Source organism: Pseudomonas sp. S3E17 (assembly GCF_024168685.1).
Lineage (GTDB): Bacteria > Pseudomonadota > Gammaproteobacteria > Pseudomonadales > Pseudomonadaceae > Aquipseudomonas > Aquipseudomonas marginalis.
This window is the reverse complement of sequence record NZ_JALJWE010000001.1, coordinates 1,334,526-1,357,717: the sequence shown is the minus strand read 5'-3', so window position 1 is coordinate 1,357,717 and position 23,192 is coordinate 1,334,526. Positions and strand designations below refer to the sequence as shown.

Here is a 23,192-nt window from a genome sequence, read left to right as displayed (position 1 = left end):
GTTGTTGTACTGGCAACGCATCTGTTCGGCCAGGGCGCGCAAGTCGTCGGGCAGGCCGGTGTTGGGTTCGTGGATCGGCAGTGGCATGCGCAACTTCCACAGGGTGCCGCCTTCGAGCAGGGCAAACGCTTGGCCCTTGGGCAGGGCGACGATATGTGCCGGCTCCAGCAACGGCACGCTGGTGGTGTTGATACGGTCCATGCTGCTGGAGGTGAAGGCGGTGCGGCCGTGGGGATCGGAGCTGTCGGTGGCGCCGCTGAGCGGTGAGACGCTGGCGACATCGACCTTGGGCAGTTGCTGGGTCAGCAGTTCGGCGGTGGCGGTTTCGCGTACGCGCAGCATGATCAGGTTGTTGAAGTTGCCCACTACTTGGGCGGCCTTGGCGCGGTTGCCCAGGCGCGCTTCTATATCGCTGAGGGTCTGGGTGTAGGCGGTGACTTGTACGCCCGCGCCACCGGCTTTGTTGACCATGGGGATGAACTCGTCGCCCATCAGTTCGCTGAATTCATCGGCGTGGACGTTGATCGGGGCCATCGGGTGGTTTGCGACACCGGGCAAACCGTCGTCCAGGCCGAATTTGTATAGGTGGCCGGCCACCGAAACCAGGTCGGCGAACATTGAGTTGCCTACAGCGGCGGCCACCTCAGCATCGGACAGGGCATCCAGGCCGACATAGACCACCGCGCGTTGGCGCACCACCTGCATCCAGTCGAAGATCGGCCGTGGGTCATTCAGGTCGGCGTAGTCCGGGGCCAGCAACTGGGCGATGCGGCCACTGGTCAATTTTTCCAGCAGTGGCAGCAGCGAGGCGACAATCTTGTCGAAGAAGGAGCGCTCGTAACGCACGGCGCTGCGCAGGCCTTTGAGCACCGGGTCGAACAGCGGCGCCTGGGTCAGGTACTGCTCGATGGCCACCACCCGGCGGTCGCGACCGAGCATATGGCGTGGGGTATTGCGCTCGTTGATGCCGCCTTCGATTTGCACGATGGCTTCCCAGGCTTTGGGCGCGCGCTTAGCGAACAGGTGTTGGGCGTATTCGATGAACAGGGTGTCAATGTTGACCACATGGCGCTGGATCAGCAGGTAGTCCGGGCGGTGGCCGAGTTCGACCAGGGCACGGGCGATGATGTTGACGAAGCGCCAGGCGAATTCGCGGAACGCGGCGCTGTTGCCTTCATTGGAGAGTTGTCCTGCGATGCGGCTGGCCACCTCGGTGATGCGACCAAAACGGCCGACGGCGTTGTAGCGCGCGGAACTGTCGGGCCAACCCAGATGGAACAGGTAGAAGGCATCCAGCCGGCCGCTGCGCAGGCATTCCAGGTACACACGCTTGAGCAGGTCGGCATCACCCTTGGGGTCGAACACGATGCAGGTCTCGCCACGGCGGATGTCCTGGGCGATCAGTTGTTCAGCCAGACGGGTCTTGCCGACGCGGGTTGTGCCGAGCACCAGGGTGTGGCCGACCCGCTCACGCAGCGGCAGGCTGACTTCGACCTCATGAGGTTCGACACCGTGCAGGCGGGCCAGGCCGCCCACTGCGGGCAAGGGACGCACTGGATTCAGTGGATGGTCCCAACACGTGACGCGCGCCAGTTGCGGCAAGGGCGGGGGGGCAAATTCCAGGCGCTGTTCCAGGCGGCGCGCATAGCGCAGCCGCCAAGGGGGCTCGACGTAGTGCCGGAACTCCGGGCGGTAGGTTTGCAGCAGGCGGTGGGTATGGTGCGGTTCCCAACGAAAGCCGCGGCCGAGAAACAGCCGCTCCTGGCTGACCGGGATTTGGCTGTCGCGCAGGGCGTAGCGGGGCAGGCGGCGGATGTTGCGGCGGTAGCGCAGGATTACCCAGGCCTGTTGGAGACGAATTGCGCCGAACACGATAAACCCCAACGCCGCCCCTAACCCAAGTTGCGGATTGAGCGCCAATGCCCAGGGGGCGGTCAGGCAAAGCAGCGCACTGCCGACGCAGATCGCCACGGTGTATAGCTCCACCGCCGGGCGCAGCAGCACTTCGACGGTCTGGGCCATGTCATTGCTCGATGGCCGTGGCGGTGATCAGCACCGGGTAGCCGCTCAGTCCCAGCCGCTGGGCCAGGTCATCGCCCGGCACTGGGGTCAAGCTCAGGCCGGGGGCACGTTCGCGCAGGGCCTGCAGTGCTTTGGCTGACTCAATATTGACCACCAGCCCAGCGGCGCCGAGGCGTTGCAGGTCGGGCAGGCGTTTTTGCAGCCAGGCGTGGGAGCGCGGGTCGTCACCGATGAGAAAGAGCGCGGTGATGCCGGGTAGGCTGATCGCTCGCGGTTCTACAGGGCCAGGGCGCAGTGAGGGTGAGCGGATCGGTAGCAGCGCGGCTTCGTTGTACGGTGCCGTTGGCGCGTCATCGAACGCTGCGCCCAGCACAAGGCGGGGCACCCACAACACCAGTAATAGGGCGACGTGTTTCATGGCGTTCTCCGGGTCGAAGCTACGACCTCCAGCCTTGCCAGGTGCTGGCCCACTCGCTGTCGATAGCGAACGGCCGGTGCGCCGCCGGCGGGGCGGTGATAGCGCCCGGCGGCCATCAACCAGCTTTGGTCGGGGTTGTACTGCTCGCGCAGAATGGTCGCGGCCAGGCGCAGGTTGCGGTACGGCTCCAGCAGCTCGCAGGGTTGGCGCACGCGGTGGCGTTGATAACCGGCATTGAGTTGCCCGAGACCCACATCCACCCGTGTGGCGGGGGTGAGCTGCAAGACCTGGCGTAGATCAGCGCAGGCCTCGCGGCGGGTGCCGTAACGGCGGGATTGGCCGGCGACATTCAGCGTCCAGGGCCAGGGCACGGTCCGCCCACGCAGGTTGCGTCCGCTTTCTTGCAGGGCCACTGCGTAGAGCAGATTCGGCGGCACCCGGGCCTGTGCGGCTGCCAGTTGATAGGCTGGCGGTGGCAGTTCCCGCGCGGTGAGTGCGGATGGATCAAGCAGTGTCGGGACCAGCAGCAGTGCCGTGCAGTGGCCGATCATTGACGTTGCCATTGCCCGCCCACCTCGCGCACCAGAGCCGGCAGCTCACCAGCCACGCCCAAGCTGGCCCAGCGCCCGGCGTCGTGATTAAGGGTGACCCGGCGTTCGCGCACGCTGCGCGGGTCCAGTGCCATGCGCTGGGCCCATTGCCGCAGGCGGGCATCGTCATTGTCGCTGCCGACCATGTACAGGTCGAACTCGCGGCCGGCGGTTTGCAGCTTCTTGACCTGCAGGTTGCAGGCCATGCAGTTGTCCTCGATAAACAGCGCCAGGCGGCCATTGCCTTGCAAGCGCGCCGGGCTGCTGTTGGCGGCGGCGGTCAGGGTGACCACCTGCAGGGTTGGGTACAGCCGTTTCCAGGCCTGATCGTAGGCGCGTTGATACGCCAGCTCCTTGCTGACGCGGGCTGATTCGGCCCGTACCTGTAGCTCGGCAAAGCGCCGGCGTTCTTCGTCATTGCGGGCTTCGATACCCAGTGCAGTCAACGGGTCAAGGTTGGGCGAGTAGACGCCCAGCGGGCCTTGTTGCAACTGCCGGTAGCGTGCCCAGTCTTCACCGCCCAGGCCCCACTCCCTGGCCTGTTGTTCGTCGGTGCGAACTTCGCGGCTGTCGCGTGACTGGCTGAGGCGGGTGTCACTGGTGACGTCGCCACCGGCCAATGCCGAGGCCAGACCGATCAACAGGGCCGCCAGTACCGCGACGGCCAGTGCGGGCTGGGTACGGGAGAGCAGTTGCGAGGCCATGGCTTACTCCTGGGGCAGCGGCAGGCGCTGCATCTGTTGGCCACTCCGGAACAGCGCGCTGCGTGGTTCCAGGGCCTCCAACTGCCAGCGGCCTGCGGCATCGCCGAGCTGGAGCAGGCGAACGGTGGCCAAGTCGGTGGTGCCGTTGGGTTGGATTGCCAGGAAGGGTTCGCCGCCACGCAACTCCATGCCCAGTAACTGGAAAGTCGGGGCCGTGGAAACAGCGCGTGGCTTGGCAGCGCGAGGGCACGGTTTGGTTACGATAGGTTTGGCAGTGTCGATCTGTTGAGCCAAGGCGTTGAGACGGCTTTGCAGGGCGATCAGGTCTGTGGCACTGGCGAGATCCTGCTGACGCTGGTCGAGGGTGTCCCACTGTTGCTGCCAGTGGTCGCGCATCAGCTGGAAATCGCTTTCCGTGACTGTGGCCGGTGCTGCATCGACCGAGGCCCGGAACGCTTCCAGTTCAAGTGCGCGGGTTTGCAGTTCGGCAATCTGCGCATCAGGTGCGTCCTGGCGGCGCTGTGCATCCAGACGGGTCAGGGAGAGTGCCAGCGCGACCAAGCCGACGCTGATCAGTGTCAACCATACGACCACTGCCACGCGGATCAGGCGCGAACTATTGCGGGGCGTTGAAATCATGGCTGAGCCTCGCCATTGGATTGGGTGGTGATAAAGCAGACCTGTCGTGCGCGTTCATCTATCGACAGGCGCCAGGCATCACCGGCCAGCAGTTGCAGGGTCTGGTTCAACGGCAGCGGGCCAAGCCGTAAATGTGCCGCCGGCAAGGGTAGATCCCACAAGGTCGCCAGTACCGGGCCCCCCTCACACAGCTGGTAGCCCGAGCGGCGCAGCAGATAGCGTATGGCATCGCCGACGGTGGTGGCGTGGGTCGCTGGAATGCGTAGGTCGATGATTTGCCGCAGCAGGTTCTGCTGCCCGGCGTCGGGGCGCAGTTCGACCAGGGTGTAGCGGCCTTGGCGCAGGAACCCGCGTACATCCTCGTCGGTTGGCACCGGCATCGGTGTGATGGAAAGTGCTGTTTCCTCTGTGGTTGAGGCACATGCACCGACCAGCATCGCGGCCAAAGCGGCAATGATCGGGCGATAGCAATTTGGGCGTATCAGCATGATGGGCTCCATGACAGTTATGGCGCAGCGTCGTGCCTTGATGTGCCCGCTGCCATCTGGAATGGGCAAGGTGCGGTATCCCGATAGTGCATGGCGGCCGGTCGCCGATGAAAAGATGCAGCGTCAAGATATCCATTGCAGGAGAGCAGATATGAGTTGCGAAGGACCGATCAACGATGCAAGTGCACGCGGCATCGACGTGTCGCGCTGGCAGGGCGATATTGACTGGGTGCGTGTGGCCGGCACGGGCGTTACCCATGCGATAGCAAAGATGACGGAGGGCGGCGACTACACCGATCCCAAATTCGTCGAGAACTTCCAAGGCATGAAGGCGAACGGTCTGAAGGCCGGGGTGTACCACTATTTCCGTGCGTTGAGCAGCACGCCGTGCGAGCAACTGGCCAATATCCAGGGCTGCCTCTCGGAGGTGGGGTTCAAGGTCGGGCAGGACATCCTGGCCATCGATGTCGAGACCCATCGCAACGAAGAGGCCACCCCGGATCAGATGGCTGATGCCTTGTTCCAACTGGTGACGCTGGTCAGGGTGTCGCTGCTGGAGGGGGCGTATCCGCATATTTATGCCTCGCCCAGTATCTGGAGCAACAGCGTGGCCTGGCGCAAGTATGACTTCAGCGAATGCCCGTTGTGGATTGCCCACTGGGACGTCGCCGCCCCCACCGTGCCGGAAACCTGGAGCAAACACGGCAAAAGCTGGCAGTGGTGGCAGCACAGCAGTAAGGGCCAGGTCGAGGGTATCCAGGGCGCGGTGGATCTGGATTGGGTCAAGCCTTGAAGGCAAACAGCACAACGGCCCCGATTGGGGCCGTTGCTTTTCAGGCTCAATACTCGTCAGGCAGCAGCATCGTCGTCACCGACCGATCCCACTCGGTGATGATCCACAATGTCAGCTCCGGCGCGACGTGATAGACCGAGAGCAGGCGGTTGCCAAGCTCCAGCGCGGACTGATTTTCCTCCCAGTCTTCAGGACAGATATCGCCCCAGTCACCGTTGAGGTGGCGCAGCAGGTAGGGCAGGGGCTGGAAGGAACTACTTTCGATCAGGGCTTGAACCCCGGCCGTAGCGACGATCATGCCCGGCGAAAAACGCGGGGCGTTAGCGTATGCGGTTTCCATGATGGAATCCTCCATAACGTACGACAAGGCCACGGCAAACCGTGACGCCGTCGGATGGATGAAAGGAACACGGGTTCTAAATGGACTCGGCAGTCGCCGGTGCATCCGCAGGATAGGGTGCTTCGGCCTCTTCGGACTCAACCTTGGGTCGTGCCTGATAGACCAGCTTTCCGTCGACCTTGACCCAACTGACAAACAGCAACCGCGCCTTCAAGCTGACGCCGGTTTTGCCGGCTTTTTCGCCACGGTTGTAGCGAAATAGGTCGGTCCACAGATCGCCGAGACGAAATCCCATCAGGACTTTTTGGCCGCGGTTGACGGCGTTGGCGTAGCGGTTGACCAATTGCTGCGCTTCAGCGCCGCAGACAATGACGTCGAAGTAGCGGTACTCAGGCGCCTGTGTGGGCCCATTGAGCGCGGCGATGGTGCAGGCCAGGAATGACTTGCCGCGGCTGGGTGTGACCTCGCGAATTCGGTTGAGGTAACCGAGGCCCTGGGTGTGCAGATCGAAGTAGGTCGTCTCTTCAGAGACGCAAGACGATTGAGACATGACAGTCTCCCTCAATTCAAAGTGAAGATGAACATGGGAGACGTCCCGTCGGAACGTGGTCCCACGGGTTGATTACCAGTGTTGGACTGGCGATGTGCGTGACGCGGATCAGCGCCTGAGCGCCGTGGCCTTGAAGACCGAGACCACCTGGGCATGTTGCCGAACGGGTCGGCGGAACATGCTTTCAGCGTGATCCTGTTGCTTGCCTGTGGCATGTATGAATACGCCGTGCACGGACACCCGAATTCGCGGCTGCAGGTATGAGGAAGCCCCGCGAACGGGGCTTCTGAGTGGTGGGATCATTGCAAGTCTTCGTAGGTAGGTAATCCTGCCAGGCACGCAGCGTTTGGGTCGAATATCAGTACCCGAACATCAGCCTGTGCCGCCAAATGCAGCACCTCGACCAGTTCTCTGGGCACGCCTTTGCAGAGTTGTTCCTGGCGCAACTGTTCTGCTGTGATGCTTCCGACCTTGCTTAGATGCGCATCGGTCCAGGGTGTGGCAATCAGTTTGAAACCGATAGCAGCGCTGGCCGGTAGCACAAAGGACTCAAACAGCAGGCCATTTAAAGACGTCAACATTTCCAGCGTGCTCCAGGCCGTTTCCGGCAAGTGGGCACTGCTGACCTCCCAGCAACGGCTGTAGTGGCCGGTCTCAAACGTCAGTTGCTGAATTCTCTGTTGGGCATGGGCCTGGGAATAGAGATCGCCCACCAGGAGGGGCGGTGATTGATCGTGGGCAAATACTCCGTAGATCACCTGCACCACGATTCCTGGATTTGGGTGGTTGTCGTCATCGACCGTCGACGCAGCGTTTGAGGTAATGATCAGCGCATGGGTGTCATTGAACAGACAAGGCCGACGTTCGAGTTGCTCGTCATCCAGGTGCTGCTGGGAAGGATGGGGTGGCAGATAGCACAGCGGCGCCTTGGCATCGTAAAGGATGGCCAGCAGGCGCTGGATGCGCAGTTCGTTAAAGCCGCGGACGAATGGGTTGAACGAATGATTGTCGATAGGCATGGCTACTCTCCTATAAGCAAATGAGGAGGGACACCACCCCCGACGGGAGGTGTCCCGTCGGGTGCCTGAGTTGCTGGATTACCAGCCGTTGTAGTGGATGATCAGGTTGGCGATGAGGTAGCGTCGCCGGGAGTCCAGCAGACCAAAGTCAGCCAGTCCGTGGACGCCAACCCGTTGCAACAGGCGTCCCCCGGTTTCATCGTTGTAAAAACTGACCAGCGCAGCAAGGAACACCTGCTCACCATGACTCATGGCGCCGATGGCCGTGTCAATCAGTGGGACATCGGGGCACAGATCCCATTTACTGAGGGCTAGATTGATGTCGTTGTGATGCTCAATACCGAAGTAACGTGGGCCTGCGAGCCGGACGGCGTGTTGCCAGGTTTGGAAGAACTGCTGGGTCGCAGGGGCCTCGGGGTGATCAGCGATCATCTGGCCCGAGACCTCAGGTTTTGTGGGCTGTAGCTTCATGGATGAATCTCCAGACAATGACGGCCTGGGTCGGCCGTGGGAAGGACGATGGCCTGTGACATGCAACAGGCTGTTGGACCAACGCAGCGGGTACTGCGCCGTAGCCTTGAAGATCTGGACTACCTGGACCTGGGCGGGTGCCGAGCGAGTCGGCAGCGCTGGGCGTTAGCCTGGAGAGGATGGTGGGTGGCGGGGCAGCGTCAATCGGCAACGGGCGCAGCCCGCTATAGGCGGGTGTTGATTATCTGGCTCAAACGTAAGAACTGTGTGAGATAGCCCATGCAGTGCTGCACTGCATGAGCCGAATCTGATTACTGTGTACGTAATCGCATGAAGGAGTCGTCGCCAATAACCCGGGTGGCGGAGTCCTGTGTTTTGACTAATTCAACAGAGTGTTCGCAGTCCTTGAGGTTGTGATAACTCTCGGAGCTGACGGCGATGATCTTTGAGTTTTTAGCGATGAATCGCCAACGCCATTCGTTTTTGACGTCTTTGTATACGTAAAAGTGGGCAGCCTCTGCCATATGCGTCTCCTCGGATGTCGATACTTATGTAGCGGGCGTTGAACGCTATCAATCATGCCGGGAGAGCGTCTATAAACATAGAGATTCGAGTTACTTCGCAATGTGTCGAAGATCGCAAATTACGTTCGACCTAACGGACGTAGGCGTGTTGATTGTGAGATGGTGTTTGACTTTATATCGTTAATGTTGATGAAGGAGTCGCAAATGGATTTTCAGGTATGGCAGGCTGTAGTTGTGCCGCTCGCTATTGCGTTGTTGACGCTGTTCGTTACGTGGCGGCACAACACGGCTAGCATCTCTCATCAACGAACGCAGCGTTTACGTGACTTGGTGCATTCTGGTTCGTGGCGCACTGTGCACCCAATGGTACTGGTGATGGATGTGCGTGAAGCGTTCAGCCAACGGATCAATCTTGACCCACGCGCCTTGCGCCTTGCCCTGGATTACCAGGACCATGCTTTTGCCGCACTGAGGTACTACTTGGTCGCTCGGATTTTTGTAAATATTTCTGAAGATGGCCGTCGTTTTCAGCGAATGGCACACGGTAATAGCGAAAAAACTTACGGTCATTGGCCCATCTACATCGCTCTATCTGGCTTAGTTCCGTACAGCGCGCTCATGATTACTTTTTTCTACCTTGCGGACCAAGGGCGGTTTGAGGCTGTGTTCGCGATACTTGGCGCAATTTTAGGTTTGCTGTTCACGACATGGCTTGCGTTTGGTATGAACACAGCTAATCGACTGTTCAAACTGCGGCCTGTCCAAATTCAGCATGAAGGTACGGCTCCGCACAAACCAGACGTCAGCGTTGATGGTCAGGAAAAGGGGAGCGTGATTTCTGACGCTGAAAATATACCGGCTATTTAGTTCGCGTACGCAGGTCCGTCTGAAACGCTTTGAGGCTCTCGTAATACAAGGCCCGAGCGGAGAGCGCAGTAGGCGGTCAAGAGATAAACTCACCACTCGGTGACGGGCTTGCGGCTCGGCTATAAGAAAGACTAAAAACAGTGTCTTTGCTTATCAGCATGCTCTCGACGAATGACGTCATAATGGGTATGTACAAGGCTGTTGGCGCAAGCTCTCTGGTTAAAAAGATGTAACGATTCAGTCTCGCTCGGAGGTCGTTTTTTCTAACGGTTCTACAGGCGTTTGAAGCGTAATTTTGGCAATCCGATACGGCAGAATTGCTACCCGCCGCGCTTCGACCTTGAAGGTGACGCGCAGATTCTCCTCCCGATCCTCCCACTCCTCGCGCACAGTGCGGCCATCGACCAGTACGCGCATGCCTTTCTGATACAGCGCTTGCCATTGTTCCGCTTCGGAATGCCACAGCTCCACGGGCGCCCAAAACCCACCGCGATCCTCATAACCGTCCTTAATCAATACCGGGTTGTCGAAGTAAACGTTAAGCCGCAACAATCGCCGCGGTTCGGCATTGTCCCGTGGGAACTCACGGTATTCCGGTGCAGTACCGATATTCCCCTCGCCGACAAAGTAGGTGCTCATACGACCTCCTTACTGATGGATTGCAGGCGTTGTTCATAGGTGCGCTCGGCCACGGCCAATTTGTCGGTCGTCGTGCGTGCCAGGTGCATCAGGGTGTGAGTCAGGCTGATCTGTGCGTTGAGCAACACCCGTTGCTGCTCCAGTCGATACAGCGTTGGTACTAGCGCATCCGGTGTACTCGGCGCCAGTATCAGGGCCTGCCATTGCGCTACCCCCATGGCGGTACGGTCGACGCGGCGCCAACGCAGAAACGTGGTGCCTGCGCCAGTGCTCTGGCTGCTCAATTGCACCGGCAGCAGATGCAGTGGCGAGACGCGTGCACGCGCTACTTTGTGTGGCAGGGTCTGCTGGATCAGTTCGTCGCGCAGTGCGATGCAGCTATCGACCAGCGTGGTCAATTCCCCCTTACCTTTAAAAGCCCTTAAAAGGCCCTTTAGGGAGGTGGACTGTTCCAGCAGGATGGTGACCTCGTCTGCAATCGGTGTGGGCATGGTCAAGAGTCCTCGGGCAGTCCGTGGGTGTTGTTGCTGGTTGGCCCAGCACTGTTGAGAGTGGTTGGCTCACTCTGTCGAATGGCAGGCGCATGTCTGGCACGCAGCCTGCCATCGAGGATGTTCTGCGGCAGTTCACCAAACTGCTCGCGAGCCCGTTGCGCCTTGGCATTGTTGGCCGCGAAGTCATCGCGACAGGCACCACTGGTGCGATAGGTCTGGATCAGGCTGAACAGGCTGCGCAAGCAGTGGGCACCCTCGTCCAGCCAGTATTCGAGGGTGGGTGGGTCGATCAGGGCAGTGTGCTGAGCCAGCAGTGCGCGACGGGCCAATTCGTCGTAGTCAGCCAGCAGGTAGAGCGCCAGAAACCCCAATGGGGCGTTGAAAGTGACTGGCAGTTGGACCGGTTCCACGTTCAGGTTGTCACCCAAGCTGAAGGCAGCTGGGGCTTGTGCCATGGCGGCGTTGAGTTGTGCGTGGAGGTTGAGCAGGGCAGTGCGGGTGCTGTCGAGCTTGGCTTCAAAACGCAGTAACAGGGTGTCGGCGTAGGGATCGTCGCGTGCGGCGTCACGGTAGACGCGGTTGACCAGGGTGACGAAATCATTCAGGCCGCGGATGCGTGGTGCGTCAGCGGACGGCAGTCGGCCGTTCCACAGACGGATCGCATGAAGTGTATGCAAGGTCAGGCGCATTTGGCTGCGCAGGCTGCCGAGCGGGGCGTCTTCGATCGTGGCCATGGGCAAAGGGCTCAAGGGCAAGTTGAGGTTTCAGGCTGACGGGTTGGTTAGGCACTGTCTTTGCACAATGGGTAGGTGGCGTATCCCGGTTTGTTGGCGACCTGCTGTGGATTTATGTCAGTGACATAAGTCGGTTAGGTACGATCAGCGGATCTTGAGTAGTTTGCGCAGTTGCGCCAGATGCTGGTGTGCGAGGGCGCGTTGCGCTTCCTGCTGCTCGGGTGTCGCGGTTGTTGGTGCTGCAGGTTGGAACGATTGTGCTGCCCACGGATGAAAGTCCCCGCGCAGGGCTTTTTGCAGAATGCCGAACAGGTAATTGGCCGGGCGTTGCACGTCGCCGGTTTCGCAACGAACCTGCCATTCGTTCAGCACCGCCTGACGCAGATCGGGCGCGATTCGCTGTAGGGTGGCCAACGCTGCGCTTTGTTCCTCCGGGCGCAGTTGAGCGAAACCGGTCGGCAGGTGGGGCGCATTCGATTTTCGCGCGCGCGGTATACAAAAGCTTTTACTAATACTTAATACAGTACTAGGGCCCTGCTTCGGATTCCGAAGACTGGCGGATTTACTGGGCTGGCGACCTACTTCGGAAGCCGAAGCTGGTGGGTTGATTTCGGAATCCGAAGTAGGGCGGCCTTCGGATTCCGAAGTAGGTGCAGCGCTAAAGTCTGTGATGATGGGGCATGGTGAAACCGTAATGCCGGTGGTGCTTTCCAGCCACTCAGCGAGCCGTTTCAGGTGTTCGGGCAGTGGCTGAGTGGTGAGCAGAGGATCTTCGGCCAGAGCCTGGAGGGCGTCATAGGCCACGCGCTGGACGGCCTTGCTGGCATGGGTCAGTGATTGGCTGAGCAATTCCAGATACTCGCCATCCAGGCGTAGGGCTTCATTGGGTGTCAGTGGCGCTTGGTGCAGTACATAAAGATTGCCTTGCCAGCGCCCATTGCCTTCGGGGCGTCGACGTCGCGCCAGGCTCAGCCAGCGACATAAACGCAGCACGGTGAGTGCACGTGCCACGGTTTCGGTGGACGCCTGTAGGGCGCAGGGAGAGGTTGCCAGATAGGGACGCAGATGCTCGTAAGTAGGCATGGAGGTTATGCCGTCCCCGTTGAGCAGCAGGCGAATGACTTGCCAGGCGTTGCGCTCCAGTGGAGAAAGGCGCCGATCCAGCAACAGAGCGCGGGGCACACTGTCGTGCAGTTGGCCACTGTAGACAAAATCATCACAGGGCAGCGGAGGATGAGCCATGGCTCAGACCAATCGCTGTTTGATCCAGTCCTGAATCATTGCCCAGACCACCGATAAGGGGAGTGCCATGTCTTCGGCAACGTCCAGGGCCAGTTCGAGCATTTTCGGTTCATCGTTCACATCGATCTGGCGTGCATCCAACTGCGGCTTCCAGCGCTTCCACAACTCGGTGTCCTGCGCCTCGTCCAGTGCGGGGTGTCGTCCGCGGCGCTTGGGCAGACCCAGTACATCACGGCGCATGGCAACCTCCTGATGAGTCAGACCGTGATACAAGCTCATCATCTCGGTGCTGGCGCCGGCGCGCAGCAGACGGTCGATGGTGTTGACTTCTTCCTTCACCGCGTTGGCCTGGCTGAGAACCCTTTGTACCATCGCGGCGTTGACCTTCACCGTGCACCAGCAAACGGGCGCATTAGCCAGTACGCTGAGCAACTCGGGGCGTTTGAGTGCGCCCAGTTGTTGCTCGGTAAAACCCATCGCCAAGCCACGGCGCAGTTGACCGTTGCGCAAGTCATGCAGGATCTGGGTAATCACGGCCTGGTTTAACGGCTGAGGTGTGTTCATTGTGATTCACCGCTGTGAGGGAGTTGGCGAGCCAGTTTGATCAGGCGGATTAGTCGGGCAAATGCAGGGTCGTCCAGTTCCGGCTCCCTGTGGGCGGTGCCGCAAAGCAGTGGCCCTAGGCGGGTGTTTGGCGATTGCCCAGTCAGTGACAGCAGTAGCGCAATCAACGCTTTCTGAGGTGGTGGAAGTTCGTGTTCATTGGTGCAGAAACAGAGAAAACCCAGGTGTTCAGGCTGTGGGCGTACCTCAGTGGGCTGATCAACCAGGCTCCGCGCCAGTTCGGCAATGCGTGTGCGCAGTTGCTCGGCGGTAGGTGGTTTGGCGTGGTCGGGCGGTGCGGTAAGCGGCCCTGATGCTGGACCGCGCTCTGCTAGCGGGAGTGGGACTTCCGGCTCCAGCAATTGGCCCAACACTTCACGGCGTATTTCTGACTCACCAATATCCAGCGCCAATTCACCGTAGTCCAGCGTCAGTTGTTGAGCCAGATCACCGAGCAGTTCGTCGCGTACGCGCGGCACCGAAAACTGCTTTGTCTCGGCGTCACAGCGCGCCAGGCTCTGCTGAAACAGTGCGCCGAAGTCTGCGTCAGCATCGGGCACATGACGTTGCCAGGTCCGTTGCGCGGCTTTGCGCAGGCTCAGCAACTTTCGGATCTGAGGGCGCCCCAGCCCACTGTAAAGCGCCTCGGGAATCGCCGGCAGTAGGAAGGTCAGGGTATCGCCCATGCGGCTGATTGTGGGCTGATCCACTGGGTAGCCGTCTTCACTTAAGCGCTCAGCCAATTCGCGTTGATTCAAAGGCTGTCCATACTCTTGCTCGTACAACTGACGCGCCTGCTCGACTGCCTGGCTGCGCTCAATGTAGGTGAGGCCGCTGCGCAGATCGTTCTCGGCCAGGTGGCCAGTTAGGGCAAGAATCTCGCCGCGTGCGGTCCAGGGACGAAATAGGCACAAAAAACGGTGGAAACGTTCGTCGCCGGTTTCCTGCCAAAGCTCGTTCAGGATCGCCAGGCGAGTGTTGCCGCCGTTGCGGATGATGAAGTGTTCTTCGCCGGGACGGCGGGTGATATTCGGTGGCTGATCCAGGCCGCGCTGACGGATTGAGGCCTTGATTGCCTGATGCTGAGGGTTCAGCGCGCGGCGTGGGTTCAATTGATACGGGCGTAATTGTTCCAGGCTCACTTGCATTGGGGTATCCACCAGCGGATCACAAGTATCCTGCTTGCGACGGTTGAACGATGCGGCGAGCAGATGGGCGGCCACATCACTGGTGGGTGACTTAGCCATTATCGGGCTCATCGCCGTTTGAGCGCTGCAGCACTCGGGCATCGTTGGCACGAGGGCCGGTCTGAATCGGCGTGAAACCCGGTTTGCGCAAAGTCAGCTGCACGTCAGGACTGATCTCGACCCGCCAGCCTTCTTGCAGCGCCAGAACAATCAGGCGCCGCAATCGTCTCGGTACACGACTATCGATCATGTTGGCGCGCTCCGCTCCCGTTGACCTTGGCAAAGCGCTCTGTCCAGTCCGGGAAGAGTTCGCAGGCCAATGCGCGTATGGTCTCCAGCCCCGCAGGGGCGACTCGTCGGGAGGGCTTGCGGCGTTCAAATCGATGGACTGGTAATTGATGGGTGGCGGCACAAGGGTAGGCAGTGATCGCTGGGATCGTAGTACACAGCACATGAACTCCACGGACGCTGCCAAATACCTGGCGCAGTGCCTGCTGGATTTGCCGCGCATCGGTGGAGACAGGATGCACGCGGTTGATCAACAGATGCAGGGGCGGTGGTTGAATACCCAGATTGCGATAGAGAGGGATATCTTGAAGTAACTGCAGCGTACCCCGGCGAAATTCACGCGCGGCCAGAATCTCCGGAGTGACCGGTGACACCACCAGGTCTGAGGCAATTACGGCCATCTCCAGCAGCACACTACGTGTGCCTGGTGTGTCGATCAAAAGCAGGTCGTAGTGATGCTGAAACATTGGCAACAGATTGCGCAGGCGCAATCGGCTATCGGGCGTTTGCAGCAGTAGGGGGCCCAAATGGCCTTGATCATCGTTGGAGGCAATCAGATCCAGGTTGGGGATGGTGGTGTGCGAAACCAGTTGCTCAAGGTCACGTTCATTAAACGCTAACAACTCGTAGCTGCCGGCGGACGCCAGTTTATTTAACTCGAAGTAGCTGGACAGCGTGGGCTGCACATCCAAATCCAGCAGCAGCACGCGCAACCCGGCATCGGCGACAAAGCCGCCTACGTTTGCCGCCGTGGTGGTTTTACCGACGCCGCCCTTGGTCTCTATCAGGGATACAACTCGCATAGTCGTCTCCCTTCAGCCGCGCTCGGCACGGCGTTCAGCGATCCATTGTTCGATTTCCAGCGAATCCCAGCCCACTGCCCGTGTGCCGAGCGAAATGCTTTTGGGAAAACGCCCAGCACGCATCAATGCATACAGATGCGCGCGCTTAAGGCCGGTTTTGTGCTCGACTTCCACCCGACGTAATACACGGTGCTCGGCGTGGAGGTCTATGGAGGCGTTCTCAGTCATGGTGATCACTCCCGAAGGCTTGTTTGGGGTGATCGGTATTCAATAGCCCATCTCTGTCGACGGCTACCGCAACTGCGGGGTATACGACCGCAGTTGCGGTGCGATGTAGGGGGGGCTTAAGTGCTCAGGCTGCGGCGAGCAGCGGCGAAGTGCTTTTGCATCGTACGTTCGGTGATCCCAACCCGTCCGCCATGGTAGGAAATGACCGTTTGGATAATTGCCGCGTCGCTGTCGAACTGGCTGTATCGCTGGCCACCGGGCGATATGCCGCGCAGGGCTGTAAGTAGGCCACCGATAATGTTTAACAATGCTGAGCGACCGCGATCACTGAGGTCTTCATCGGTTGGCAACAAGCGCTGGAATTCCGCCAGGTCGCGTTTTAGCAGGGTGTTGCGCTCTCGTAATTGCGAAGCTTTCTGTGCACACATATCAAGCTGCACTTTCAGCGCAGCATGGTTGGCTGACATCTCCTGCAACGCCGCCCAGCTAAGACCGCGGCGCTCCGCTGGGCCGTATAGAAAGTTAGGTTTTTCTTCCGGGTAGTCGCGTTGCATCCAGGCTTTCAGATGCGGCTCACAGATGCTCAGGTCTGGATCATCAAGCAGAGTTATGTCCTGGCAGATGACGCCGTTTTTTCCGAAGGGTAGATCGCCATTGCAAAGGGCGCAGTAAATACGCTCACTGTTCAAATACAGCTTCGGCCAGCGTGGAAAATCGTCCTGCATCGGGCGTAGACGCTTGCCTAGTTGGTCCAGGATTGAGGTTTCAAAGCGATGCAGATTACTCCAGCGTATCGCTGCCTCAATCGGGTGGTAGTAGGCTTTTATCAACGAAGTAGGTAGCTGTCGCATGATCGATATCTCGCATGAGTGGTGAAGTCATCAATGGGTTCCTTGGTTGGGCGGCCATCGGGGTGATAGGAATGCGATGGCATATACCGGTAGCCGTCGCTGACATGATCCAATGAAATAGAGTCGATTCGGGGGAGTAATTGCAATCAACTTGAAAGTGGTTTGACACTTACATTCAAGTTTTCCCCATGCGCGATGGCTGGAGTACTGAGTTAGCATGTCTGCCATCTGGGTTTACGGGAAAAATGCTGCTGATACCAATAGTTACATTTTTTCTATGATTTTTTGGAAGCGGCGCAGGAATAGAGGGCACTTCGCAGGAGAGGCTCAGGTTTGGGTAGTTGATCAGGAGTTGAATTGGGCGAGATGACCTGCAGCGCCGCCCAGTTTGTTGTGGGCTAACTCCTACCGGTTATCTAATATATATACATCGATGTTTAAGTTTTGGTGTAGGCAATCGAATTTTATGGCCGCTGGGGTGGCGCTTACCTTGCTGGCGATCCAGTAAATAACTTTGTTTTTGACTAGAGCTGCGTGGCATTGATTGGTTGTGGCCAATTCAGGTCTCCACCTTTGAAATGCAATTTTCGGCCCTAAGTTCTGCTGCGCTGCTGGTGGATGTGACAACTACCTTTGAGGCTCCGCGTGACCTCGCTACGAGGAGTGATGTATCACGTATTGCGACCCTTAATCGACTTAAAGAGGGATTAGTCGCCGTTGATGATGCACTGACCGCTTCATTGACCCCAATGCTCACGTTGATCTCCATTGGCGCATCATGGACGACGCGTATTTTTTCTGATCGGCATTTTTCCCTTACATTCGGTGTAGTGGGAGCATGACCAGAACTGCCCTGATTTCCCCTTTCACCTGCGCATTGGGCGTTGCAAATGGGGCAGGTCGGTCCGGCTTCGATCGGTACGCGAAGGTGAGTGCGCCACAGTGTTCTAGCAATTGTGAGATTCATAGTACGGGGCTCAGCGTTTGCGAGAGCATGGAAGATGCGAGCATGGCGAAGACACCGCCATGGTCAGATGGGCGAAGACCCAGGAGGAAAGGCCTGTCAGCAATAGGATCTACTTGAGCGCTTTGCAAATGCACAGCGTGGATACAAACGCTGGGACGACCACTTCTTCTGCGCTATCAAGAAGGGCGGTGGGTACCGACTTACCCATCGCGACGTGCCGGTTGGTATTCTCTAAGTCGACCACCGCGTTATCGACTAGCGATGCCTATCGCAAGTACCAGGCCTCCGAGTGTCATAATGTTGAAGGTGTTGCCAAGTAGGTGCAGCGCCTGCGTCGAAGCCAGGAGCACTAGTGGGAGATTGGCTAGTACAATCAGGCTCAAACGCCAACTAACCAATGAACATAAGCACGACCAGCGCTACCGGCACCCCTCCAATATGCCTGCTACAGGCTGCGTACAAGGCGCGCGAGACACCTCTGCAGATGCTGTTTATTCAGTGCAGACAACGCCGACATATAGACGTCACAATATAATGAGGCAAAGTCGTCCTTACAGAACCGCTTCATTGTTTCGATCAAGTCGCTTTGCGCGTTAACACTGACGTGGGGAGCGTTGGTATGTACAGTTTTCATCAACTTGCCCTCAGAAACTTTGTGAAACGCGCAAGGCGATGTTATAACCTTCGGTGCGATTAACCGCATCGTACTCTTTGTAAAAATGCAGCCAGATCGGCGGCAGTCCATGCTTGAAGTAGCTGATCGCCGGGCCCAGCGCCAATACCCGGCCACGATTGCCACTGGTCAAGCCAGGGGCATCGTCGTCCGAGAACTGCCGGGAGTAATAGCCGCCTATACCTGCGGTCCAGGGCCCGAGGTGCTGACCCACGGCGAATTCATGGCGGTACTCCATACCATTTTTGTAGTGGGTTGCTGGGTTGCGCGTGTTCACATCAAGCTCGAAACTCGACGACACCTCGAAGCCGGTATCGCTGAGGTAAGTTGCGTTGACGATAGGGGAAAAGGCCCAGTGATTGTACCCAGGGGAGACCAATCGGTTCTTATCATAGTCTCCTGTGGGCATCTGGATCTGGAACTGGGTGTTAATAAACAGGTTGGGTGATAAAGCCCACTGCAGGATGACCGGGAAAATCAGCATATCCGACATGCGAAAAGGATCTGCCGACAGCGTCAATGGACCATTCGGCGTCGGCACCTGGATGGAGGCGTCCATCTGGAAAAACGGCACTACGGTACCGAAGCCATATCTGGCGCCTAATACGGTCTGGTCTGTCATATGCAGGTAAGCGACACTGATCGCCAGCACATCTAAGGATAAATGGTTATCCACGGAGCGCCCTTGTTGGTCTTTCTTCACATTGCTTGAATAGTAGGAGGTACGCAGGCTCAGAGTACCGAACGGTGTGGCGGGGGGCATTATCCCGGCGCCGAAGTCGTAAACCCCGTCAGCCGTAGTATGTGCCCCATTTTCAGCGGCTTGCGCGGCAGCACACAAGCCGAATAAACCTAACGCTAAAGCAGTAACACGATTGATATTGGAATTTTTATTGTGAATCATCGGATGCCCCTGTTTACTCGAGGAATTGCTACCGCCACAGACAATGCGCAACCCAAAGGCACTTAGCCGCAACAGCTACTGGCGATGCAATAGTTATTTTTATTCTATAGCAATATTCTTTTCACAGAGTTTTGTATAAGTTAGGTCGTATTTGTCTAATGAAATTTCACCTTTGGATTATTGCAGTGCGGAGATTCAATGGCTTGCACGACAACGTACTAGGTCGCTATTTAAAAATGTCGACCACAACCCGTATTATCGCTTTGAGTCACTTTTTGATCCTGCGATCTCATTTCAGTGGTATATACAGCTACCTCGTGTGTTTGCGTGATTGCTCTACATGTTGAGATTATTAGTTCTCTCATATCTTTATAGTGACTCAGCACGATGGTCGGTCAACTGGCATCAATCCGTTAATGAGGACTGCACTAGGTCTGAGTAACATTGGTGCCTTTCCCAGCTATATGAATCTTCCATTAACCCTGCTGAAAGAAATACATAGGTGAGTTCTCGTTCGGGATCCACCCAGAAACAATTTGAACCAGTGCCGATGCCTCCAAAAGTTTCCGGGGAGGAGAGCAGGCCGAACGCATGTGAAGTTATCCCACTTCCACGAACATAAAAGCCGGGACTTAGATTTGCCGGAAGCGCTGGCCACCCCCTCATATTCTGTGCGTAATCCCAGAGACTATTAGTCAGTTCGCCGGTAGCGATTGTACGGGAAAAGCGCAAAATTGCTGGGCTCAAGACACGAATGCCATCGATTTCCCCCCCGCGGCGGCACGCTTCGGCGAAGCGGAACCAGTCATGCGCGGTTGTGTATGCGCTTCCTGCAGGAACTTCAAACCCTGGCGTCGCAGCATGTTTACCGGCGCCCTCGAGCATTACAGGATCTAAAAGTGCCGGGGCGTGGTTTTTCACCACTACTGGTACAACACGATCTATCTGGTCCTCCCGAAGCCCGAAGCCAAGTGATGTGTCCGTCATTGCGAGTGGTTCTATAAGGTCCTCTTTCAGAATTTGACCGAATGTGCGGTTTCCGCCATCAAGTCGGCGTACGATTTCCGCGAGCACTGCATGACCGAGCACCGCGGCGTAGCTGATGCTCTTTCCTGGCAAGGATTGCGCCACCATAGCGCTCACTGCGCTGGTTACCGCTTGAATGTTACCGATTTTTTCGGGAGGTATGCCTGGAGCTCCTAGCGGCAAGCCAGCTTTGTGCAACATCAAATCCGCGACGGTCGTGGTCCCTTTTCCGTTGGCGGCATATTCGGGAATGAGTTCGCGAACTTGAGTTGTAAAGCTGAGCTCGCCGCGATCAATCCGTTGGAGCACGGCGGCATTTACCATCTGCTTGAAGATTGACATTGTGACGAAAACGGAATCGCGTTGGACGGGCTTATTTGCTGCGCGATCGGCATAGCCGAACGCCTCATGAAGGATGATTGTGCCGCGACGGGCGACGAGCACAACTGCGCCGTCGAACCTATCGGCCTCAATATCAGCATGAATGGCTGTTGTGAGCAGTGCGAGGCGTTTAGTGTCAACACCAAGTGAGTGGGGAAGTGTCATTTTTTCATTTTCCTGGCTGTTCAACATGAGTTTACGTTACGATATGAGGGATTCCTCAGGTTCACAACTCGCATTTGGAGACTACATGGCGAATAACAGTAGAGGAGCCTTTACTAGCGAGAGAAAGGTGCCTGTCCAGGACCGATCCAGACGCACTGTTGAAACCATTCTTCAGGCGGCCTCTCAGGTTTTAGTCCGCTGTGGCTATGAGAGTGCGACGACTGGCGCTATCGCCGAACGCGCAGGGGTGAGCATTGGAACGCTTTACCAATATTTTCCAAACAAGGAGTCGTTGGTAGCGAGTGTGATTAAGGGGCATTTTAAGGAGGTGTTTGCAATCGTTGAGTCTGCGTTGCATACCCATCGCGACTCCACACTTGACGTTTTGTTACTCGCCATCATTCGTTCGAGCCTGGACGCACACCGACTGCAGCCTGAGCTACATAAAGTCCTGATAGAACAAATTCCACGCGTCGGACTTTATGTGCAGGCACTCGAGTTGAGTGAGCAATTGTCTTCTTTGCTCAGTGGGCACTTGGCAAAACACTGTTCACACATGTCTGCCCATCGACTGCAGATGCTCGTTTTCATTCTTGAGACGACTATCGAAGCGCTCACTCATCGAGCAGTTATCGAGTGTCCTGAGTGGCTAAGCTCCGGTGAGCTTGAAGCAGAGGCATTTTCATTGTTGGATCCTTATATAAAGCAAGCTGTCAGGTAACCCTGCGCCCACGGATTACTGTGATAGCGGTATGGAATGTGTCCAGATGCACTCGTAATCGTGCATCGAACGAAGCTTCATTCCGAATTCCTATTGCCCATCACATTGAACGGGTACTCAACTGTAGCGCTGTGTCCGGAATAACCCGTTCAAAAAGCTAATTTTTGCCTTGGTAACGTCGTCGAATAACGCTCCTGTTACCAATAGGAAGTAGTCGTTTCAATGTCGAGAAGGAATCTGCCGTTTTCGGGGGCTAAAACGGTGGATCTGAACGTCTGGAGCCTTAACTTCGGCGTGGATTGTTTTTGTGAAGTTATAACCTGTTCAGCATGCGCTCACTTAGCGGCCGGCTGCGTCACGCTGGGTTTTGGATAGCAACGGCACGAGAGCCCGTATTTACCGCGTCAGTAATGGCGTTAACAAATCGCCGTTTTGAAAAGATCGAGTGCCACTGCGCAAGCTTTTGCCGCAGTGAATACAGAAGCTCACACTGCCACCGCCCCTAACGGACACTCAGAACATGCCCGCTCCTTTAGCTTCTGTACAAACCTCACCCGATCTTCCCTTGGACGCTGATGTAGTCGTGATTGGCGGCGGTATCATCGGTGCGTTTACGGCCTATTACCTGGCCAAGCGCGGCATGAAGGTCGCGCTGGTGGAAAAGGGCGGCATAGGTGCTGAGCAATCAAGCCGCAACTGGGGCTGGTGCCGTCAGCAGAATCGCGATGCACGTGAGTTGCCGATGGCGACTAAAAGCCTGGATCTGTGGGAGCAGTTCGGTGTGCAAACTGGCGAGCAGACGGGCTTTACGCGGTGTGGTCTGTTGTACCTGAGCAACAATGAGAAGGAACTGACAGGTTGGGCTCGTTGGGGAGAGTTTGCCCGTACCGTCAACGTCGAGACCTACATGCTCACTGCGCAGCAGGCCGCCGAACGCGGTAGGGCGACCGGCAAGCAGTGGAAAGGCGGAGTCTTTTCACCTTCCGATGGTATCGCCGACCCCTCTCGCGCGGCACCAGCGGTAGCTCGCGCCATCATGGCGCTTGGCAGCACTGTGCATCAAAACTGCGCCGTCCGTGGCATCGAGACCCAAGCCGGTCGGTTGTCGTCGGTCGTTACTGAAAAGGGCATTATCCGCACCCCGATTGCGGTCCTCGCGGCGGGTGCCTGGGCGTCCTCGTTCTGCCGCCAATACGGCATTCGCTTTCCACAGGCCACCATTCGTCAAACGGTGCTCTCTGTCTCTGCACCAAGCCAGGAAATACCGAGCGCGCTGCATACGCCCGATGTGTCCATGACGCGCCGCTTCGATGGTAGCTACACGATCGCGATAAGTGGTAAAGGGCGGGTTGACATCACACCCCAACTGATCGGTTTCGCCCCACAGTTCCTGCCGATGTTTCAGCGCAGGTGGCGAAACCTGGCGCCTGGAGGATTTGAAGGAGTACGCGCGGGCCATGAAAGCTGGAAGCGCTGGCGCCTTGACCAGCCGACACCCATGGAGAGGATGCGCATTCTCGATCCGAAGGTGGATGCCGCGATTGTTGAACTGACCTACAAGCGTGCGGTTGAGTTGATCCCCATACTGAAAAGTTCGTCGGTGGGCGCGTCATGGGCAGGTTATGTGGACAGCACGCCCGACGGTGTTCCTGGCATCGGTGAAATAGCCGGCCTCCCGGGCTTAGTGTTGGCGGCTGGCTTTAGTGGGCATGGCTTCGGTATTGGCCCAGGCGCAGGCCATTTGATTGCCGATATTGTAAGTGGCGTCGCCCCCATCGTCGACCCACGGCCTTATCACCCTGACCGTTTTCAGACGTCAGCCTGGGGCAAGGTTGCTGATTTTTAACCGTATGCCCTCCAT

The 23,192-nt window shown here is 57.8% G+C and carries 27 protein-coding genes and 2 pseudogenes; 4 read left to right on the top strand and 25 right to left on the bottom strand.

What is annotated here, in order from left to right:
• Window positions 1–15: 15 nt before the first annotated feature.
• The 6 genes and pseudogenes from traD to J3D60_RS05630 all read right to left on the bottom strand — a co-directional run.
• Window positions 16–2,022: pseudogene (gene traD, locus J3D60_RS05655) on the bottom strand (type IV conjugative transfer system coupling protein TraD); the annotation flags it as partial.
• Window position 2,023: 1 nt separating this feature from the next.
• Window positions 2,024–2,440: an integrating conjugative element protein gene (locus J3D60_RS05650; protein WP_253490330.1), complete on the bottom strand. Its 417-nt coding sequence runs from the start codon at window positions 2,438–2,440 to the stop codon at window positions 2,024–2,026.
• Window positions 2,437–3,003, bottom strand: coding sequence for a transglycosylase SLT domain-containing protein (locus J3D60_RS05645; RefSeq protein WP_253490328.1), 567 nt, complete (start codon window positions 3,001–3,003; stop codon window positions 2,437–2,439). Before J3D60_RS05645 ends, J3D60_RS05650 begins: the two co-directional genes overlap by 4 nt.
• Entirely contained in the window at window positions 2,988–3,734 is a 747-nt protein-coding gene (locus tag J3D60_RS05640) for a TIGR03759 family integrating conjugative element protein (protein WP_253490326.1), read from the bottom strand. Before J3D60_RS05640 ends, J3D60_RS05645 begins: the two co-directional genes overlap by 16 nt.
• A gap of 3 nt (window positions 3,735–3,737) precedes the next feature.
• Window positions 3,738–4,373 carry a hypothetical protein gene (locus J3D60_RS05635; protein ID WP_253490324.1) on the bottom strand — a complete coding sequence of 212 codons (636 nt, stop codon included), beginning with the start codon at window positions 4,371–4,373 and terminating at the stop codon, window positions 3,738–3,740.
• On the bottom strand, window positions 4,370–4,861 hold the full coding sequence (locus J3D60_RS05630) for a PilL N-terminal domain-containing protein (RefSeq protein WP_253490323.1): 492 nt from the start codon (window positions 4,859–4,861) through the stop codon (window positions 4,370–4,372). The genes J3D60_RS05635 and J3D60_RS05630 overlap by 4 nt, the downstream gene beginning before the upstream one ends.
• Before the next feature lie 151 nt (window positions 4,862–5,012).
• Between J3D60_RS05630 and J3D60_RS05625 the strand changes: the two genes are divergently transcribed.
• A complete protein-coding gene (locus tag J3D60_RS05625; RefSeq protein ID WP_253490321.1) occupies window positions 5,013–5,654 on the top strand; it encodes a glycoside hydrolase family 25 protein in 642 nt (213 codons plus the stop codon).
• A 46-nt stretch (window positions 5,655–5,700) separates the two neighbouring features.
• On the opposite strand, the gene J3D60_RS05620 is transcribed toward J3D60_RS05625, so the two are convergent.
• The 5 genes from J3D60_RS05620 to J3D60_RS05600 form a co-directional block, all read right to left on the bottom strand.
• A complete protein-coding gene (locus tag J3D60_RS05620) occupies window positions 5,701–6,009 on the bottom strand; it encodes a hypothetical protein (RefSeq protein WP_253490319.1) in 309 nt (102 codons plus the stop codon).
• A gap of 61 nt (window positions 6,010–6,070) precedes the next feature.
• Window positions 6,071–6,544 (bottom strand): STY4534 family ICE replication protein, encoded by a 474-nt coding sequence (locus J3D60_RS05615; RefSeq protein ID WP_253490317.1) that lies wholly within the window; start codon window positions 6,542–6,544, stop codon window positions 6,071–6,073.
• Between the two features lie 299 nt (window positions 6,545–6,843).
• Window positions 6,844–7,563: an ABC transporter substrate-binding protein gene (locus J3D60_RS05610; protein ID WP_253490315.1), complete on the bottom strand. Its 720-nt coding sequence runs from the start codon at window positions 7,561–7,563 to the stop codon at window positions 6,844–6,846.
• A gap of 78 nt (window positions 7,564–7,641) precedes the next feature.
• On the bottom strand, window positions 7,642–8,034 hold the full coding sequence (locus J3D60_RS05605) for a hypothetical protein (protein ID WP_253490314.1): 393 nt from the start codon (window positions 8,032–8,034) through the stop codon (window positions 7,642–7,644).
• Between the two features lie 311 nt (window positions 8,035–8,345).
• Complete coding sequence (locus J3D60_RS05600) at window positions 8,346–8,558, bottom strand: DUF1508 domain-containing protein (RefSeq protein WP_253490312.1); 213 nt, start codon at window positions 8,556–8,558, stop codon at window positions 8,346–8,348.
• A 204-nt stretch (window positions 8,559–8,762) separates the two neighbouring features.
• Between J3D60_RS05600 and J3D60_RS05595 the strand changes: the two genes are divergently transcribed.
• Complete coding sequence (locus tag J3D60_RS05595) at window positions 8,763–9,425, top strand: hypothetical protein (RefSeq protein WP_253490310.1); 663 nt, start codon at window positions 8,763–8,765, stop codon at window positions 9,423–9,425.
• 237 nt (window positions 9,426–9,662) lie between these two features.
• Here J3D60_RS05595 and J3D60_RS05590 read toward each other — a convergent pair whose 3' ends face one another.
• The 14 genes and pseudogenes from J3D60_RS05590 to J3D60_RS05535 all read right to left on the bottom strand — a co-directional run bounded on the left by J3D60_RS05590 (window position 9,663) and on the right by J3D60_RS05535 (window position 20,637).
• Window positions 9,663–10,064 carry a single-stranded DNA-binding protein gene (locus J3D60_RS05590; RefSeq protein ID WP_253490308.1) on the bottom strand — a complete coding sequence of 134 codons (402 nt, stop codon included), beginning with the start codon at window positions 10,062–10,064 and terminating at the stop codon, window positions 9,663–9,665.
• Window positions 10,061–10,555 carry a DUF3158 family protein gene (locus J3D60_RS05585; protein WP_253490306.1) on the bottom strand — a complete coding sequence of 165 codons (495 nt, stop codon included), beginning with the start codon at window positions 10,553–10,555 and terminating at the stop codon, window positions 10,061–10,063. Before J3D60_RS05585 ends, J3D60_RS05590 begins: the two co-directional genes overlap by 4 nt.
• A gap of 2 nt (window positions 10,556–10,557) precedes the next feature.
• Window positions 10,558–11,292: a PFL_4669 family integrating conjugative element protein gene (locus J3D60_RS05580; protein ID WP_253490304.1), complete on the bottom strand. Its 735-nt coding sequence runs from the start codon at window positions 11,290–11,292 to the stop codon at window positions 10,558–10,560.
• A gap of 144 nt (window positions 11,293–11,436) precedes the next feature.
• Entirely contained in the window at window positions 11,437–12,534 is a 1,098-nt protein-coding gene (locus J3D60_RS05575) for an STY4528 family pathogenicity island replication protein (RefSeq protein WP_253490303.1), read from the bottom strand.
• Between the two features lie 3 nt (window positions 12,535–12,537).
• On the bottom strand, window positions 12,538–13,098 hold the full coding sequence (locus tag J3D60_RS05570; RefSeq protein ID WP_099170623.1) for a DUF2857 domain-containing protein: 561 nt from the start codon (window positions 13,096–13,098) through the stop codon (window positions 12,538–12,540).
• The gene (locus J3D60_RS05565; RefSeq protein WP_253490301.1) at window positions 13,095–14,384 is read right to left on the bottom strand and encodes a ParB family protein; all 1,290 of its coding nucleotides are present in this window, start codon (window positions 14,382–14,384) and stop codon (window positions 13,095–13,097) included. The genes J3D60_RS05570 and J3D60_RS05565 overlap by 4 nt, the downstream gene beginning before the upstream one ends.
• Window positions 14,377–14,574 carry a hypothetical protein gene (locus J3D60_RS05560; protein WP_253490299.1) on the bottom strand — a complete coding sequence of 66 codons (198 nt, stop codon included), beginning with the start codon at window positions 14,572–14,574 and terminating at the stop codon, window positions 14,377–14,379. The genes J3D60_RS05565 and J3D60_RS05560 overlap by 8 nt, the downstream gene beginning before the upstream one ends.
• Complete coding sequence (locus J3D60_RS05555) at window positions 14,564–15,415, bottom strand: ParA family protein (RefSeq protein ID WP_253490297.1); 852 nt, start codon at window positions 15,413–15,415, stop codon at window positions 14,564–14,566. Before J3D60_RS05555 ends, J3D60_RS05560 begins: the two co-directional genes overlap by 11 nt.
• Before the next feature lie 12 nt (window positions 15,416–15,427).
• Entirely contained in the window at window positions 15,428–15,643 is a 216-nt protein-coding gene (locus J3D60_RS05550) for an AlpA family transcriptional regulator (RefSeq protein WP_099170626.1), read from the bottom strand.
• 116 nt (window positions 15,644–15,759) lie between these two features.
• Entirely contained in the window at window positions 15,760–16,494 is a 735-nt protein-coding gene (locus J3D60_RS05545) for a hypothetical protein (RefSeq protein ID WP_253490295.1), read from the bottom strand.
• Window positions 16,495–17,270: 776 nt separating this feature from the next.
• Window positions 17,271–17,398, bottom strand: a pseudogene (locus J3D60_RS31335) (topoisomerase DNA-binding C4 zinc finger domain-containing protein); the annotation flags it as partial.
• Between the two features lie 311 nt (window positions 17,399–17,709).
• The gene (locus J3D60_RS31330) at window positions 17,710–17,859 is read right to left on the bottom strand and encodes an efflux RND transporter permease subunit (RefSeq protein WP_367399664.1); all 150 of its coding nucleotides are present in this window, start codon (window positions 17,857–17,859) and stop codon (window positions 17,710–17,712) included.
• Window positions 17,860–18,105: 246 nt separating this feature from the next.
• Window positions 18,106–19,038 (bottom strand): transporter, encoded by a 933-nt coding sequence (locus J3D60_RS05540; RefSeq protein WP_253490293.1) that lies wholly within the window; start codon window positions 19,036–19,038, stop codon window positions 18,106–18,108.
• Between the two features lie 405 nt (window positions 19,039–19,443).
• Entirely contained in the window at window positions 19,444–20,637 is a 1,194-nt protein-coding gene (locus J3D60_RS05535) for a serine hydrolase (protein WP_253490291.1), read from the bottom strand.
• Between J3D60_RS05535 and J3D60_RS05530 the strand changes: the two genes are divergently transcribed.
• Both J3D60_RS05530 and J3D60_RS05525 read left to right on the top strand, forming a co-directional pair.
• A complete protein-coding gene (locus tag J3D60_RS05530; protein WP_253490289.1) occupies window positions 20,636–21,331 on the top strand; it encodes a TetR/AcrR family transcriptional regulator in 696 nt (231 codons plus the stop codon). The genes J3D60_RS05535 and J3D60_RS05530 overlap by 2 nt on opposite strands.
• A 520-nt stretch (window positions 21,332–21,851) precedes the next feature.
• Entirely contained in the window at window positions 21,852–23,177 is a 1,326-nt protein-coding gene (locus J3D60_RS05525; protein ID WP_253490287.1) for an FAD-binding oxidoreductase, read from the top strand.
• The last annotated feature ends 15 nt before the right edge of the window (window positions 23,178–23,192 follow it).

What these genes read in the sequence shown, in the direction of transcription:
- J3D60_RS05550 (WP_099170626.1), bottom strand. Translation starts at nt 15,643, where the DNA reads ATGACTGAGAACGCCTCCATAGACCTCCACGCCGAGCACCGTGTATTA.
- J3D60_RS05575 (WP_253490303.1), bottom strand. Translation starts at nt 12,534, where the DNA reads ATGGCTCATCCTCCGCTGCCCTGTGATGATTTTGTCTACAGTGGCCAA.
- J3D60_RS05535 (WP_253490291.1), bottom strand. Translation starts at nt 20,637, where the DNA reads ATGTTGAACAGCCAGGAAAATGAAAAAATGACACTTCCCCACTCACTT.
- J3D60_RS05585 (WP_253490306.1), bottom strand. Translation starts at nt 10,555, where the DNA reads ATGCCCACACCGATTGCAGACGAGGTCACCATCCTGCTGGAACAGTCC.
- J3D60_RS05565 (WP_253490301.1), bottom strand. Translation starts at nt 14,384, where the DNA reads ATGGCTAAGTCACCCACCAGTGATGTGGCCGCCCATCTGCTCGCCGCA.
- J3D60_RS05555 (WP_253490297.1), bottom strand. Translation starts at nt 15,415, where the DNA reads ATGCGAGTTGTATCCCTGATAGAGACCAAGGGCGGCGTCGGTAAAACC.
- J3D60_RS05640 (WP_253490326.1), bottom strand. Translation starts at nt 3,734, where the DNA reads ATGGCCTCGCAACTGCTCTCCCGTACCCAGCCCGCACTGGCCGTCGCG.
- J3D60_RS05595 (WP_253490310.1), top strand. Translation starts at nt 8,763, where the DNA reads ATGGATTTTCAGGTATGGCAGGCTGTAGTTGTGCCGCTCGCTATTGCG.
- J3D60_RS05630 (WP_253490323.1), bottom strand. Translation starts at nt 4,861, where the DNA reads ATGCTGATACGCCCAAATTGCTATCGCCCGATCATTGCCGCTTTGGCC.
- J3D60_RS05545 (WP_253490295.1), bottom strand. Translation starts at nt 16,494, where the DNA reads ATGCGACAGCTACCTACTTCGTTGATAAAAGCCTACTACCACCCGATT.
- J3D60_RS05600 (WP_253490312.1), bottom strand. Translation starts at nt 8,558, where the DNA reads ATGGCAGAGGCTGCCCACTTTTACGTATACAAAGACGTCAAAAACGAA.
- J3D60_RS05525 (WP_253490287.1), top strand. Translation starts at nt 21,852, where the DNA reads ATGCCCGCTCCTTTAGCTTCTGTACAAACCTCACCCGATCTTCCCTTG.
- J3D60_RS05615 (WP_253490317.1), bottom strand. Translation starts at nt 6,544, where the DNA reads ATGTCTCAATCGTCTTGCGTCTCTGAAGAGACGACCTACTTCGATCTG.
- J3D60_RS05580 (WP_253490304.1), bottom strand. Translation starts at nt 11,292, where the DNA reads ATGGCCACGATCGAAGACGCCCCGCTCGGCAGCCTGCGCAGCCAAATG.
- J3D60_RS05625 (WP_253490321.1), top strand. Translation starts at nt 5,013, where the DNA reads ATGAGTTGCGAAGGACCGATCAACGATGCAAGTGCACGCGGCATCGAC.
- J3D60_RS05605 (WP_253490314.1), bottom strand. Translation starts at nt 8,034, where the DNA reads ATGAAGCTACAGCCCACAAAACCTGAGGTCTCGGGCCAGATGATCGCT.
- J3D60_RS05530 (WP_253490289.1), top strand. Translation starts at nt 20,636, where the DNA reads ATGAGTTTACGTTACGATATGAGGGATTCCTCAGGTTCACAACTCGCA.
- J3D60_RS05650 (WP_253490330.1), bottom strand. Translation starts at nt 2,440, where the DNA reads ATGAAACACGTCGCCCTATTACTGGTGTTGTGGGTGCCCCGCCTTGTG.
- J3D60_RS05590 (WP_253490308.1), bottom strand. Translation starts at nt 10,064, where the DNA reads ATGAGCACCTACTTTGTCGGCGAGGGGAATATCGGTACTGCACCGGAA.
- J3D60_RS05645 (WP_253490328.1), bottom strand. Translation starts at nt 3,003, where the DNA reads ATGGCAACGTCAATGATCGGCCACTGCACGGCACTGCTGCTGGTCCCG.
- J3D60_RS05560 (WP_253490299.1), bottom strand. Translation starts at nt 14,574, where the DNA reads ATGATCGATAGTCGTGTACCGAGACGATTGCGGCGCCTGATTGTTCTG.
- J3D60_RS05570 (WP_099170623.1), bottom strand. Translation starts at nt 13,098, where the DNA reads ATGAACACACCTCAGCCGTTAAACCAGGCCGTGATTACCCAGATCCTG.
- J3D60_RS05610 (WP_253490315.1), bottom strand. Translation starts at nt 7,563, where the DNA reads ATGCCTATCGACAATCATTCGTTCAACCCATTCGTCCGCGGCTTTAAC.
- J3D60_RS05620 (WP_253490319.1), bottom strand. Translation starts at nt 6,009, where the DNA reads ATGGAGGATTCCATCATGGAAACCGCATACGCTAACGCCCCGCGTTTT.
- J3D60_RS05635 (WP_253490324.1), bottom strand. Translation starts at nt 4,373, where the DNA reads ATGATTTCAACGCCCCGCAATAGTTCGCGCCTGATCCGCGTGGCAGTG.
- J3D60_RS05540 (WP_253490293.1), bottom strand. Translation starts at nt 19,038, where the DNA reads ATGATTCACAATAAAAATTCCAATATCAATCGTGTTACTGCTTTAGCG.